The 14021-nt window shown below is 64.1% G+C and carries 9 protein-coding genes; 1 reads left to right on the top strand and 8 read right to left on the bottom strand.

Annotated features, from left to right (window positions below; genetic code table 11):
- Position 1: 1 nt before the first annotated feature.
- The 4 genes from flaF to QA640_RS16000 all read right to left on the bottom strand — a co-directional run bounded on the left by flaF (position 2) and on the right by QA640_RS16000 (position 8023).
- Entirely contained in the window at positions 2 to 370 is a 369-nt protein-coding gene (flaF, locus tag QA640_RS16015; protein ID WP_283041567.1) for a flagellar biosynthesis regulator FlaF, read from the bottom strand.
- Between the two features lie 293 nt (positions 371 to 663).
- On the bottom strand, positions 664 to 2907 hold the full coding sequence (locus tag QA640_RS16010) for a DUF1522 domain-containing protein (protein WP_283041566.1): 2244 nt from the start codon (positions 2905 to 2907) through the stop codon (positions 664 to 666).
- A 246-nt stretch (positions 2908 to 3153) separates the two neighbouring features.
- Positions 3154 to 5427 carry a DUF1522 domain-containing protein gene (locus tag QA640_RS16005; RefSeq protein WP_283041565.1) on the bottom strand — a complete coding sequence of 758 codons (2274 nt, stop codon included), beginning with the start codon at positions 5425 to 5427 and terminating at the stop codon, positions 3154 to 3156.
- A 322-nt stretch (positions 5428 to 5749) separates the two neighbouring features.
- Positions 5750 to 8023, bottom strand: coding sequence for a DUF1522 domain-containing protein (locus QA640_RS16000; protein ID WP_283041564.1), 2274 nt, complete (start codon positions 8021 to 8023; stop codon positions 5750 to 5752).
- A gap of 322 nt (positions 8024 to 8345) precedes the next feature.
- On the opposite strand from QA640_RS16000, the gene flbT reads away from it, so the two are divergent.
- A complete protein-coding gene (flbT, locus tag QA640_RS15995) occupies positions 8346 to 8771 on the top strand; it encodes a flagellar biosynthesis repressor FlbT (protein ID WP_283041563.1) in 426 nt (141 codons plus the stop codon).
- A gap of 92 nt (positions 8772 to 8863) precedes the next feature.
- Here the strand turns inward: flbT and QA640_RS15990 are convergent, their stop codons facing one another.
- From QA640_RS15990 to QA640_RS15975, 4 genes are read right to left on the bottom strand one after another with little or no spacing between them, the layout of a single operon-like run.
- Entirely contained in the window at positions 8864 to 10372 is a 1509-nt protein-coding gene (locus tag QA640_RS15990) for an aspartate aminotransferase family protein (protein WP_283041562.1), read from the bottom strand.
- Positions 10369 to 11619 (bottom strand): hypothetical protein, encoded by a 1251-nt coding sequence (locus tag QA640_RS15985; RefSeq protein WP_283041561.1) that lies wholly within the window; start codon positions 11617 to 11619, stop codon positions 10369 to 10371. Before QA640_RS15985 ends, QA640_RS15990 begins: the two co-directional genes overlap by 4 nt.
- Position 11620: 1 nt before the next feature.
- Positions 11621 to 13201, bottom strand: coding sequence for a hypothetical protein (locus QA640_RS15980; protein ID WP_283041560.1), 1581 nt, complete (start codon positions 13199 to 13201; stop codon positions 11621 to 11623).
- Positions 13202 to 13210: 9 nt separating this feature from the next.
- The gene (locus tag QA640_RS15975) at positions 13211 to 13990 is read right to left on the bottom strand and encodes a hypothetical protein (RefSeq protein WP_283041559.1); all 780 of its coding nucleotides are present in this window, start codon (positions 13988 to 13990) and stop codon (positions 13211 to 13213) included.
- Positions 13991 to 14021: the final 31 nt, after the last annotated feature.

The following is a 14021-nucleotide window of genomic DNA, read 5'->3' as shown; positions in this document are numbered from 1 at the left end:
CCTACGGCCGCCCCGAAAGCCCGGCAGCGATGTTGCGGTTGATCTCGATCAGCGGACGGAAGTGATCGAACTGCGGGCTCATCTGGAGCGCTGCAGTCTGACTCAGAACGAACACGCTGATATTGGCGATCTTCTGGCGGACGTCGAGCGGCTGCGGATTGTTGTCTCGCATCGCTTCGCTCAGGAAGATCGTCCAGAGCTTGCGATTGAACATCAGCGCCTGCGTGGTCTGCTCGCTGAGCGGATCGGCGCTATTGATCGCGTCCTGCAGCTTGTTCGCGGCCTTCAGCAGCGTCTGCGCCTCGATGTCGCGAGGAGATGCAGTGGTCGTAGCGACACGCGCGTAGGCCGAAGCAGCAGAATTCGACATCAATCACACCTTGGAGGTTTTACCTAGCCCGTTGAACGGGCTTAAGGATTTCTTTCCCAACCCTAGGCAGCACCGCTTAAGATTTGCTTACGTGAGAGCGCGGAATGACTCCGGACAATTACGGGCCGAAGATTCTTCGCTCACGTCAAGGCTAAGTTCGGGTTGCGTGCACTGTAAACAACCGCGTCCGTTATGCGCTGATTTCTAATCGAGTGTTAGCGATCTCGTTCAAAAAAAACGGCGAGGCATTGGCCTCGCCGTAATTCCATTCGCTTCGATCGCCGGCGTCACGCTTAGCGGAGGAGCTGCAGCACGCTCTGCTGCGATTGGTTGGCCAGCGACAGCGCGGAGACCGCGATCGACTGGCGGGTCGACAGCGCCTGGCTGTTGGCCGCTTCCTCGTTGGTGTCGGCCAGAGTGAGGTTGGACGAGCCGGTCTGCAGCACGTTGATCAGGTTCTTCGAGAAGTCCTGGCGCACCTGCACGATCGACAGGTTCGAACCGAGCGCGGAGCCCTCCGACCGCAGCGTGCTCGAGGCCGCGTTGAGGCTCGTGAGCACTTTGTTGGTGGCGCCGTTGTCGATGAAGTCGACGCCGTTGACGAGGTTGCTGAGGCCGAGGCCCGCCGCGTTGAAGACGACGCCGTTGATGCTGAGCGTGGAGCTGCCCGTTTCGTTGAAGATGAGCTTCAACGTATCGCCGTTGAGCAGATTGACGCCGTTGAAGGACGAGTCCTGCGAGGTGGTGTCGATCTGCGCCAGGATGTTGTTGAACTGGTTGACCAGGTTCGAGCGCGCAGTCTGCGCGACCGGATCTTGGATCGGCGGCTGCGCGGTCGTGAAGGAGACCACGCCGGTGATCGTACCGCCGACCACGCCGCCGGCGGTCACGGAGCCGAGCGTCGAGGAGGCGTATTCGTTGACGGTCGTGATCGTGAGCACGCCGTTGGCGTCGATCGTCGCCGTCAGATGGTTGGCCTGGAGCTGGGAGTTGAGCTGATCGAGCGTCTTGACAGTGCCGTTGGTGCCGTCGCCGAAGGTGACGTTCACAGGCTTGCCGCCGTTGAAGGAGGTGAAGGTCAGGGTCTTGCCAGAGATGCTGCCCGTTCCCGGAGCGCGGCTCGCGGTGAAGGCGGTGCCCGTGCCGGTCGCACCGGTCAGACCGAACGCCGACAAGGCATTCCCGGTGCCGGTGATCGACAGGTCCGCCGAGGTGCCGGTGCTGAGCTTGAGTGTCCCGTTGACAATCGACGAGAGCGACGAACCGCTTGCCGCCACCACGTTGCCGGCGCTGATGGTGCCGGCACCGGTGGCGAGGTCGATCGCATTCAGCGTGTCTTGAATGTTGCCACCCTGGAGATAGACCACCGTGTTGCCGGTGGTGTTGTCCGTCACAAGGTTGCCGATTTTGGTGGAGCCTGACGGAGCGGCGGCAGGTGCCGCCGCGTTCTTGAATGCGATGGTTTTGCCGTCGACGTTGAGCGTGGAGCCGTCCTGAACCAGCGTGCCCAGCGTGGCTGCCGTCGTCTGGCGCGGCTTGGTGACGGTGACGTTTCCGGAGCCGGTCGCCGTGGTCAGGCCGAGCGCCTTCAGGAAGTCGGCCTTGCCGGTGACGCTGAGGTCGGCGCCCGTGCCGGTGGTGAGCGTGAGGACACCGGCGGCGATGGAGGCGTTGGAGCCCGAAGAGTTCGACAGCGTTGCGGTGCCGCCCGTGATCGCGGCCTTCTGAACGCCGCTTGCCAGGTCGATCGCATTCAGCACGTCTTGAACCGTGCCGGTCGGGGCGCCGCTCGTCCCCATGTAAACGGTCGAGTTGCCGTTGCCGTCGGTGACGATGTTGCCGCTGAAGCCGGAGCCGGCGGGAACGTTGGCGGCCGCCGGAACATTGCCGGCCCGGAACGTGATGGTCTTGCCGTCGACGATGAGTACGTCGCCGTCCGATGGCGCACCGTTCGCCGCAATCGTGCTCGCGCTGGACGGACCGAGCAGGGTGAGGCCCGGGGCCAGGCTGGCCGCATTACCCGCACCGTCCGGAGCCGCCGCGCCGACCAGCGACTGCGAGATACCGCCCAGCGTGGTCGCCGTGGTGATGGGGTTCGTACCGCCGGCCGTGCCGTTCGTGACGACGTTGCCGCTCGCGGTTGCGTTCGTATAGCTCGTGGTGCCGCGCAGGTCCGCGGGGCTCGCGCCGGGAATCGTGGTCGAGATGTTCGACTTGGTCGAGTATCCAACGGTCGTCTGCAGCGCCTGGTTGGCGATCGACTTCGCGCTGTCGATCAGCTTTTGCAGCGAGGTGATGCCGGTATTCGCGGCTTGCAGCACCTGCACGCCGTTGTTGATGCCGTCGAGCAGGTTGCTGATGTCGCTTGCCCGGTTGTCCAGCCCCTGCGCCGTGAAGAAGTTGGTCGGGTTGTCCAGCGCCGTGTTGACCTTCTTGCCGGTCGCCAGGCGCTGCTGCGTCGTGGCCAGCAGGTCGGCCGTCGATTGCAGCGACAACAGGTTCTGGCGAACGGACGCCGAGAGAACGATGTTGGACATTGGCGGGTCTTCCTTTTGAACCGGATACGAATCGGGCTCGCCGATCTGGAAAGCGGGCTTTGGTCCAGTTTTAGGGGCTGTCCTTTAAAGTATGGTTAACGCCGACTTAAGGGATAGGGTTAATGCCGGGTTAGCGCCCTTCCCGGCCCGGAAACACGGAATCTTCGCGGCCCTAACTAACGGCAGCAAAAAGCGGCGGGACCGAAGCCCCGCCGCCGGTTTTAGTTTCGTGATTTCAGCCGCTTATTAGCGAAGCAGCTGGAGCACGCTCTGCTGCGACTGGTTGGCCAGCGACAGCGCGGACACCGCGATCGACTGGCGGGTCGACAGCGCCTGGCTGTTGGCCGCTTCCTCGTTGGTGTCGGCCAGCGTCAGGTTGGACGAGCCGGTCTGGAGCACGTTGATCAGGTTCTTGTTGAAGTCCTGACGTACCTGCACGACGGAGAGGTTCGAACCGAGGGTCGAGGCTTCCGAACGCAGCGTGCTAGAGGCCGCGTTGAGGTTGACCAAGACCTTGTTGGTGGCCGCGTTGTCGATGAAATCGGTGCCCTGCACCAGCCCGGCCAGACCCAGCCCCTTCGAGTTGAAGGTCACGCCGGTGATGCTCAGGCTCGACTTCGCAGTCTCGTCGAACACCAGCTTGAGCTGGTCGCCGTTGAGCAGGTTGACACCATTGAAGGACGAGTCGACCGAAGTGGTGTCAATCTGCGACATGATGTTGTTGTACTGCGACACCAGGTTGGAGCGGGTCGCCTGGGCAACCGCGTCAACAGTCGGCGTCGTCGCATTTGTCCAGGTCAGGGCCGTCGTGATCGTGCCGCCGATTCCACCACCGGCGACGGCCGAACCGATCGTCGAGGACGCGTAGTCGTTGGTCGCCGAGATCGTGAGCAGGCCGTTGGCGTCGATGGTCGCAGCAAGGTTGTTGGCCTGAAGCTTGGTATTGAGCTGGTCCAGGGTCTTGACGGTGCCATTGGTGCCGTCGCCGAAGGTGACGTTGACCGCCGTACCGCCGTTGAAGGAGGAGAAGGTCAAGGTCTTGCCCGAGATGCTGCCGGACGCCGCGCTGCGGCTCGCCGTGAAGGCGGTGCCGGTGCCGGTCGAACCGGTCAGGCCGAGCGAGGCCAGCGCATTGCCCGAGCCGGTGATCGACAGATCCGAGTTCGCACCGGTCGAGATGTGCAGTGCGCCGGCGACGATCGAGGAGTTCGTCGCACCGGAAGCGGTCTGCAGGGTCGCAGTGCCTGAGGCGACGGACTTGACCGACTGCACGCCGGTGGCGAGATCGACCGCGGTCAGCACGTCGGCAACCGTCGCCGCCTGCAGATACACCGTCGAATTGCCGTTGCCGTCAGTCACGACGTTGCTGCCCGTGCCGGCAATGCTGGAGCCGGTCGGAACGTTGGCGGCGGCAGGCACCACCGCGTTCTTGAACGTAACGGTCTTGCCGTTGACGTTCAGCGTGGACCCATCGGAGATCAGCGTGCCGAGCGAGCCCGAGCTGGTGGTGCGAGCCGCCGAGACCGTGGCATTGCCCGAGCCGGTTGCGGTGGTCAGACCCAGGGCCTTCAGGATGTCGGCCTTGCCGGTGATGTTGAGATCGCCGCCGGTCGAGGTCGTGAAGGTGATCTTGCCGGCGGTGATCGCCGCCGCAGTGTTGCCGGTCGGCGTGCTCAGGGTAGCCGAACCCGAGGCGACGACCGCATTCTGGGCGCCGCTGGCGACGTCGATCGCATTCAGGAGGTCACCGACGGTTGCGGTCGAAGAGGTCGCGCTCGTGCCCGTGTAGACGATCGAGTTGCCATTGCCGTCCGTGGCGATGTTGCCGGTGACGCCATAGCCAGCCGGCGCGGATGCAGCCGCGGGAACCGCGGTCGCCGAGATCGTGATCGTATGACCGTTGACGGTGAAGCTGGTACCGTCGGTGAACTTGGTGTTGGCACCAGTGGTCAAGCCGGTGGCCGCGTCAAACAGCTTGGTGGCGGTCGTGATTGCAGCAGCCGACGTGTCGTTGACGGCAGTGACGGCGGTAAAGGTGCTCACGGTGCCCCCCAGCGTGGTGCTGCCGGTTGCGGCCGTTGCACCGCCCGCAGCGCCCGAGAACAGCACGTTGGTCAGTGCGCTCGTGCTGGAGTAGGTCGTGGTGCCGCGCAGGTCGGAGGCCGTCGCGCCCGCAATCGTGGTCGAGACGTTCGACTTGGTCGAATAACCGACCGTGGTCTGGAGCGCCTGGTTGGCGATCGACTTCGCGGAGTCCAGCAGCTTCGACAGCGAAGTGATGCCGGTGTTGGCGGCCTGGAGCACCTGCACACCGTTGGCAATGCCATCGAGCAAATTGTTGATGTCGCTGGCGCGGTTGTCGAGCGACTGGGCGGTGAAGAAGTTGGTCGGATTGTCGAGCGCCGTGTTCACCTTCTTGCCGGTCGACAGACGGGACTGGGTGGTGGCGAGGAGGTCGGCGGTGGACTGGAGAGAAAGCAGGTTCTGGCGAACCGACGCAGAGAGAACAATACCGGACATGACTCTTACCCTTCTGGTTTACGCGTCTTCGTTCGATCGCTTCGGATCGAGTGACGGGCACAGCCTGAGGGGACATGGCTAACAAAGGGTGAAACCTGCTCGCGAGCCGTAAGCGCCGGTTCACCATAAGGCTGCGCGAGCGCGTCGAGATCGGTGACGATCGATTTGAAACTCTTCACGTTTTTTCGGCGTTTGCTCCCCGTTAACCATAACCAACAGTTACTTTTTCAGAGCCGCCAGACCACCTCTCGATCGGCTGCGCAAAAACAAAGCGGCGGGGCCAAGCCCCGCCGCCATGACTTGATTGCGATGTCTGCCACTATTAGCGGAGCAGCTGAAGCACGCTCTGCTGCGACTGGTTGGCGAGCGACAGCGCCGAGACGGCGATCGACTGGCGGGTCGAGAGCGCCTGGCTGTTGGCCGCTTCCTCGTTGGTGTCGGCCAGCGTCAGGTTGGACGAACCGGTCTGCAGCACGTTGATCAGGTTCTTGTTGAAGTCCTGACGCACCTGCACCACGGAGAGGTTCGAACCGAGCGTCGAGGCTTCCGAGCGCAACGTGCTCGAGGCCGTGTTCAGCTTGGTCAGCACCTTGTTGGTCGCGGCGTTGTCGATGAAGTCGGTGCCCTGCACCAGCCCGGCCAGACCCAGACCCTTCGAGTTGAAGGTCACGCCGGTGATGCTCAGGTTGGACTTGCCGGTCTCGTCGAACACCAGCTTGAGCTGGTCGCCGTTGAGCAGGTTGACGCCGTTGAACGAAGCGTCCAGCGAGGTCGTGTCGATCTGCGTCATGATGTTGTTGTACTGCGACACCAGGTTGGTACGAGTGGCCTGGGCAACAGAGTCAGCAACCGGCGCAGTCGCGTTCGACCAGCTCAGTGCAGTGGTGATCGTGCCGCCAATCGTACCGCCAGCGGTGGCAGATCCGATCGTCGAGGACGCGTAGTCGTTGGTCGCCGAGATCGTGAGCAGGCCGTTCGCGTCGATCGTGGCGGTCAGGTTATTGGCCTGAAGCTGCGTGTTGAGCTGATCGAGCGTCTTGACCGTGCCGCCGGTGCCGTCGCCGAAGGTGACGTTGACCGCCGTACCGCCGTTGAAGGAGGAGAAGGTCAAGGTCTTGCCCGAGACGCCGCCGGACGCCGCGCTGCGGCTCGCCGTGAAGGCGGTGCCGGTGCCGGTCGAACCGGTCAGGCCGAGCGAGGCCAGCGCATTGCCCGTACCGGTGATCGACAGATCCGAGTTCGCACCGGTCGAGATGTGCAGTGCGCCGGCGACGATCGAGGAGTTCGTCGCACCGGAAGCGGTCTGCAGGGTCGCAGTGCCTGAGGCGACGGACTTGACCGACTGCACGCCGGTGGCGAGATCGACCGCGGTCAGCACGTCGGCAACCGTCGCCGCCTGCAGATACACCGTCGAATTGCCGTTGCCGTCAGTCACGACGTTGCTGCCCGTGCCGGCAATGCTGGAGCCGGTCGGAACGTTGGCGGCGGCAGGCACCACCGCGTTCTTGAACGTAACGGTCTTGCCGTTGACGTTCAGCGTGGACCCATCGGAGATCAGCGTGCCGAGCGAGCCCGAGCTGGTGGTGCGAGCCGCCGAGACCGTGGCATTGCCCGAGCCGGTTGCGGTGGTCAGACCCAGGGCCTTCAGGATGTCGGCCTTGCCGGTGATGTTGAGATCGCCGCCGGTCGAGGTCGTGAAGGTGATCTTGCCGGCGGTGATCGCCGCCGCAGTGTTGCCGGTCGGCGTGCTCAGGGTAGCCGAACCCGAGGCGACGACCGCATTCTGGGCGCCGCTGGCGACGTCGATCGCATTCAGGAGGTCACCGACGGTTGCGGTCGAAGAGGTCGCGCTCGTGCCCGTGTAGACGATCGAGTTGCCATTGCCGTCCGTGGCGATGTTGCCGGTGACGCCATAGCCAGCTGGCGCGGATGCAGCCGCGGGAACCGCGGTCGCCGAGATCGTGATCGTATGACCGTTGACGGTGAAGCTGGTACCGTCGGTGAACTTGGTGTTGGCACCAGTGGTCAAGCCGGTGGCCGCGTCAAACAGCTTGGTGGCGGTCGTGATTGCAGCAGCCGACGTGTCGTTGACGGCAGTGACGGCGGTAAAGGTGCTCACGGTGCCCCCCAGCGTGGTGCTGCCGGTCGCGGCCGTTGCACCGCCCGCAGCGCCCGAGAACAGCACGTTGGTCAGTGCGCTCGTGCTGGAGTAGGTCGTTGTGCCGCGCAGGTCGGAGGCCGTCGCGCCCGCAATCGTGGTCGAGACGTTCGACTTGGTCGAATAACCGACCGTGGTCTGGAGCGCCTGGTTGGCGATCGACTTCGCGGAGTCCAGCAGCTTCGACAGCGAAGTGATGCCGGTGTTGGCGGCCTGGAGCACCTGCACACCGTTGGCAATGCCATCGAGCAAATTGTTGATGTCGCTGGCGCGGTTGTCGAGCGACTGGGCGGTGAAGAAGTTGGTCGGATTGTCGAGCGCCGTGTTCACCTTCTTGCCGGTCGACAGACGGGACTGGGTGGTGGCGAGGAGGTCGGCGGTGGACTGGAGAGAAAGCAGGTTCTGGCGAACCGACGCAGAGAGAACGATACCGGACATACTGTTACCTTTCTGGTAGCTACGCGTCCTGTTTGACCGAGATTGATCAAACGACGGGCGGACGGTGCGTCCAAGCCTCTAACAATCCGTGAAATGAAACCGCCGGTTTGTCCGCGTCGGGCCGATGGCGGCTGCTCACGAGGTTTCAAACTCGGCTTTTGTGACCGCCAGCGCATTGAAATTGTTCGATTTTCGGCGACGGGGTCAGATGTTTACGACCCGTTAACCACATTCGGCAAGGATCAGTCCCAAATCAGACCGACAGCCGTCATTACGTGGGCACGCGCGAGGCTCGTTACAAAAGGGTTGATGGAGAACAGGCATGGCTCTCAAAGTCGAGCTCAGACCGCACGAACGCATCATCGTCGGCAACTGCGTAATCACCAACACCGACCAGCGCGCCCGCCTCCTCATCGACGGCGAGAACGTGCCGATCCTGCGCGAACGCGACATCCTGACGCCCGAGACCGCCGACACGCCGGCCAAGCTCGTCTATCTGGCCGTGCAACTGATGTACATCTCGCCGGACCCGCAGAGCCAGCACGGCACCTACTTCAATCTGGTGCGCGAGATCATGAGCGCCGTGCCGAGCTCCTGGCCAATCATCGAAGGCATCAACAACAACATCATGAGCGGCGATCTCTACCGGGCGCTGAAGGAAGCGCGCAAGCTGATCGCCTATGAAGCGAAGCTGAAGGACCAGTACGACGCCACGCATCCCAAGGACGGCGTCAGCTCGGCCGCCTGAGAGCTGTCTTTCGATCATCGCCCATTTTCTCGACGAACAAGTCGGCCCCGGATCATCTCCGGGGCCGATCTCGTTCCAGGCCGTGCGCAAGGCTACGGCGCAGCGAGCGGCGGCGATTCAATCTCGATCAGGTTACCGCCCGATCGTCGCGCACCGAAATCCAGCACGGCGGCAACCAGCGCATCGATGTCGGTCACATCCGTACGGTGATTGACGATCGCCGCGCGGATCGCGAACTGGCCGTCAATCGTCGTGCTCGAGGGCGCGGCGATGCCTGATACCTGGATGTCGGCGACGATCTCGCGATTGATCTCGTCTGCGTCGGGTGAGCGGTAGCGGAAGCAGACGATGTTGAGATTGACTGGCGCGAGCAGCTCGAGCCGAGGCTCGGCGATGATGCGCGCCTCCAGAACTTTGGCGAGCGCGCAGGTGCGCGCGATCATGGCGCCCAGCCTGTCGGTCCCGAACGTCTTCAGCGTGAACCAGGTCTTCAGTGCGCGAAAGCCACGCGACAGATCGGGACCGAAATCACACGGCCAGTGCGAACCCGCAGCCAGCCCCCTCGCCTCGCGCCGCAGATAGGCCGCAGGCTGCGCAAAGGCCTGCCTATGCTTCTCGCCGTCGCGGACCATGAGGAAGCCGGCGTCATAGGGCACCTGCCCCCATTTGTGGAAATCGAGCGCGATGGAATCCGCAAGCTCGATGCCGGCAAGGCGCGGCGCAAGTCCAGGTGAAAGAATCGCAAGCGCGCCGAACGCACCATCGACGTGAAACCAGATCCCCTCCTCGTGGCACAATCGGGCGAGATCGGCGAGATCGTCGATGGCGCCAATATCGACGGTGCCGGCGGACGCAACGACGAGGAACGGCTTGAAGCCGACCTCGCGATCGACGGCGATCTGCGCGCGCAGCGCGGCAAGGTCGATGCTATGCTCGGGGTCGACACCGATCTGGCGCAGCGCATCGGAGCCGAACCCCGCGATGTCCATCGCCTTCGCGATGCAGCCATGTGCCGCCTTCGACGTGTAGGCCGTGAGTAGCGCACCGTCACGGCCGATGCCGTGCTGACGCACAAGCGTGCCCAGCGCGCTCGTGCGCGCCACCAGCACCGCCATCAGGTTCGCCATCGACGTCCCCGTGACGAAGATTCCGCTGGCACCTTGCGGGAAGCCGAACAGCTCGCGCATCCATCCGGTGATCTGCCGCTCGACCTCGATCGGCATGTGATCGCGGCCACCGAGATTGGCGTTGAGCCCGGCCGCCAGCATCTCCGCGAGCATGCCGACCGCGGTGCCGCCACCATGCACCCAACCCATGAAACCCGGATGGACGTTGCCGGTCGTGTAAGGGGCGATCACATCTGAGAACTCGCGATAGACATCAACGAGTTCGGCTTCCGCACGCGGCACATCCGACTTCAGTTGCGCGCGAACGCTGTCCGGCGCGGGCTGCCACACAGCCCGCTCGCGCACATTGGCGATCGAGTCGATCGTCTCGTCCAGCATGCGATGGGCGAGCACGCGAAACTCATTCCAGTCCTGCGGATCGAGCGAGGTGCCCGTGAGCGCGCTTCGCACGTCGCCCCGGATGATCTCGTTCATGCCCCGCTCCCGTTCGCCTTCGCATGTCGCGACAGCATTGCCGTGAACGCGGCAAAGATCTTGCGCATCTGCGGCTGCTTGTACGGAAACACGTCCGGCGAATCCATGTTGTGCACTACGGCCGTGTTGTCAGCTTCGAAGATCAGAAGCTCGCCGCGCCGGTTCTCGGCGCAGTCGATGGTGAAATAGTCGAGCCCCACGCGAGCGATCATCTCGTCGAGCGCGGCACGATGGCGGCCCGCGAAGCCAGTATCGAAGTCGCGCATGAAGGCGGCTTCCTCCGCGCGCTTCTCTTCGCTGAAGGCCATGTTGGCATTGAGATACCAGATATCCCAATGGTCCGCGATCGCCATGTGACAGGCGTACGGCCTGCCGTCGACGATGGCGAGCCGATATTTGCGGAACAATCCGTCGGCGCTGGAATAGTCGACGAAGCGCGCGACGAAGAAATCGTGGTCCTGCCGCGCGGCCAGATAATCCGCAAGCGCCGCGAAATCGTCGACCTTTGCCAGTCCCGCGCCTGCATGCGTGCCGCGCGGCCGCACGATCATCGGAAACTGCAATTCGCTCGTGATGTCCTCGCACCGGATCCGCGCATGCGACAGATCCGACAATTGCGCGCGCGTCGCGCCGACCGTCGCGGGGATGTCGAGGCCCGCCGTGCCGGCGAGCAGGCGATGCAGCTTGTCGCGGTCGAGATTGGCGATGCGATCCGGGCGGTTGAGCAGCGGCCGCGGCCAGCGCGATGCGGCATTGTCGATCGCCGCGAGCGCCTCGCGGCATTCCTCGGAATCGGATGCGACGACGATGGCGACGTCGTGATCCGGCAGCGGCTCCGGCAGGCCAATACCCTTGACGACGTAGAGCGTCAACAGCTCGATGTCCGAGCTCTCGAGCAGGAATTCGATCGGAGTATTGCCGCCCATGTCGATCGCCGCCGCAAGTGCGAGCACGCGCAGCGCAGGTTTTGCAACGGCGCAAGGCGAGCGAAACAATTGATGAAAGGCGAGCACCTCGGCCTGGATCGCAAGGCCCGCCTCCTTGTCACCGAGAAGTTGCGCGATCAGCGACAGATCGAGCCCCTCGCCGGCCTGTGCGGTGCCGTCGGCGATCTTGCTCACGAGCCGATCGCGGAGCGGCCGCAGATCGACGCCGACGAACGCCTGGTGCGTCAACCGCGCAAAGCCGATACGATCGGCGACTTGCGGCGCGCTCGCGCCGGGCGGATGCGAAACTTCAGACTGCATGTCAGGCTCCGGATGCAGATGCCGCATCGTTCGTGCGGCCAAGCAGCAGCTCGATCTTCACCAGCACGTGGGCGATGCGATCGAGAACGTGCCGAAGATTCCTTTGCGCTTGCGCCGCATTGGCCGACCAAGCACCGGTCACGAGCTGCGCGCCGATGCAGAGCCGCAGTGGCGCGGCTTGCGTGCCGTCCGGCCGCTCCAGCCGCACCGGCTGGCCGACGAGGCAACGCTGCGCGGCCACCTGCCGGTCGGCGGCACTGCCGACCACGTCATCGCCCAGGTCGCGGGCGAGCGCACGATAGACCGCGTTTGTCTCGGTGATCGACACCGACCGGCCATCGCGCAGAAGCATGACGGGAAAAATCGTGTCGTGGATGAACTCTTCGTCGTCCACGCTGCCCCGGCGCGTGGCGGGCGCGATCGCGCCGAGTGACGGCGTCAACGCGATCATGTCGTCGATGCCTGCCCTGAGCTCGCCCAGCGCCCTGGCGCGGAAGGCTCCGGGTAGCGCGTAGTAGCTGGCGATCTCGGCCATCGCCGCCTCCCAGCGCAGCCATTGACCGAAATTCGGCCGACGCTCGAAACGTGATCGCAGGCCGTTCCAGCCCTTCGGCCAGTCGAAACGGCTCGCGTAATCGAGGAAGCCCGGCGCAATCTCGTTCAAGCGATCGAGCGCGCGCGCAAATCCCTTGGGCACCAGCAGCGCGCCGCTGAAGGCCGGACCACCGAAGAATTTCGAGCCGGTGACCAGCACCATGTAGCCGCGGTCGAGATAGAAGCGCAACCGCCGCCGGCCCAGCCGCATCTGGCAGGCATCGACCACGATCTGAACCTTGCCCGGCCACCGCTTTGCGATCTCGTCGAGACAGCCCTCGCTCGGCGCACGCCAGCCGAGCTTCGAGGAGTCCATGACCTGAAGCACCACGGGTGCACCTTGAGCGATCGTGGCCTCGATTGCGCGAAGCACCGCGGAGTCGGCGTCCACCTCATCCATCAGCGGCAGTGCAATACTGTCGCCGCCAAGACCCGCGATCACACTGTCCTTGCGGACCGACAAACCGCTCGCCGTCACCGAGCTGAAATGGCGCCCGCGCGCCGTGAACGCCGTTCCGCTTCCCGTCTGGTCCGAGCCGACGACGATGGTGACCGGCGGCGCGCCGAGCACCGCGCGCGCCAGGAACAGCGCGTGAAGCTGCGCATCGGTGCCGGAAGGCGCGAACACGACATCCACCCGCGGCGAGAGCTGGAGGTGGGCGCGCAATTCGTCACGCATGTCCTCGAGGCGGGCGTCGAAGGCGACCTCAACCTCGTCGAACAGCGACTTGTGCACGAGTTCCTCACGCGCGAGCGCGGCGCGCTCATAGGCCACTTGCGAGATCGAGGATGCGGTCGAGGATGCGAAATTCCAGATCTCAGGCGTCGGCTGCGGCGCGCAAGCGTAGGCGTTGAGACCGTCGCATGGATCGAGCGCGAGGCGCGGGTCACCGCCGGAGGCAAGCAGCGTCTCCAGCGGCGTAAAAAGGTCGCGCAGCCCGTAACGCGGACCGTCGTCAACATGGAGCCGGGATATGCCGAGGCTCATCCGGCCGCCTCAGGCAGCATCTGCTGCGGCGGGTGCCGGCGCGAATTGCGAGGTGATGTCGCCGTGGAACACCGATCGCCCGACGTGGTCGAGCGAGCTCTGGATGTCGGCCCAGATCTCGCCGCCGATATCGGTCCAGCGCTTGCAGAAGGCGAAGTCTTCGGAAAGATAGGTACTGGTTGCCGGGTCGATCATGCATTCGAACAGCGCGAAGCGGTTCTGGCTCCCAGCCAGCGTGTCGTGAGAATGTTCGCGGAAGAACTGCAAGCCGGCGTAACTCGGATGCCGGCACATCGCCTCCAGCACGTGACGGCGGATCATCAGGAAGCCGGTGCCCGCGTAACGCACGCGGGTAAATCCGTTGACGACGACGATGCGGTCGGGATCCTCGATCTCGAGCACGTAGTCGAGCGAGGCCGCCGGCACGTCGACCCGGCCGGCCTGGATCGCCCGCTTGGCCTTGTCCCAGTTGACGCGCTTGATCGGATAGCATCCGGCGACGACGTCGGCGCCGCATTCGATCAGCCGGAACACCTGTTCGGGCGCAAAGCCGATGTCGGCGTCCACGAACAAGAAATGCGTTGCCTTGGGATCGTCGAGGAACATCGCGACCAGATTGGCCCGCGCGCGGGTGATCAGCGCGTCGCCCTCGCGCAAGAGAACCTTGAGCTCGAGATTGGACATGCCATGCACGGCGCGCTGGAGCCTGAAGATCGAGCTCGCATAGATGCTCGACACCTGTCCGCCGAAGCACGGCGTTGCCACCACAAGCTGCATCCGATCCGACATCAATGGCCCCGCGCGTCCGAAATCCTCACCA

It is taken from the genome of Bradyrhizobium sp. CB82 (assembly GCF_029714405.1).
In the GTDB taxonomy this organism is placed as follows: Bacteria; Pseudomonadota; Alphaproteobacteria; order Rhizobiales; family Xanthobacteraceae; genus Bradyrhizobium.
This window is presented reverse-complemented; position numbering and strand designations above follow the sequence as displayed.

Coding starts and splice junctions, on each gene's coding strand:
- flaF (WP_283041567.1), bottom strand. CDS start 370: ATGTCGAATTCTGCTGCTTCGGCCTACGCGCGTGTCGCTACGACCACT.
- QA640_RS16010 (WP_283041566.1), bottom strand. CDS start 2,907: ATGTCCAACATCGTTCTCTCGGCGTCCGTTCGCCAGAACCTGTTGTCG.
- QA640_RS16005 (WP_283041565.1), bottom strand. CDS start 5,427: ATGTCCGGTATTGTTCTCTCTGCGTCGGTTCGCCAGAACCTGCTTTCT.
- QA640_RS16000 (WP_283041564.1), bottom strand. CDS start 8,023: ATGTCCGGTATCGTTCTCTCTGCGTCGGTTCGCCAGAACCTGCTTTCT.
- flbT (WP_283041563.1), top strand. CDS start 8,346: ATGGCTCTCAAAGTCGAGCTCAGACCGCACGAACGCATCATCGTCGGC.
- QA640_RS15990 (WP_283041562.1), bottom strand. CDS start 10,372: ATGAACGAGATCATCCGGGGCGACGTGCGAAGCGCGCTCACGGGCACC.
- QA640_RS15985 (WP_283041561.1), bottom strand. CDS start 11,619: ATGCAGTCTGAAGTTTCGCATCCGCCCGGCGCGAGCGCGCCGCAAGTC.
- QA640_RS15980 (WP_283041560.1), bottom strand. CDS start 13,201: ATGAGCCTCGGCATATCCCGGCTCCATGTTGACGACGGTCCGCGTTAC.
- QA640_RS15975 (WP_283041559.1), bottom strand. CDS start 13,990: ATGTCGGATCGGATGCAGCTTGTGGTGGCAACGCCGTGCTTCGGCGGA.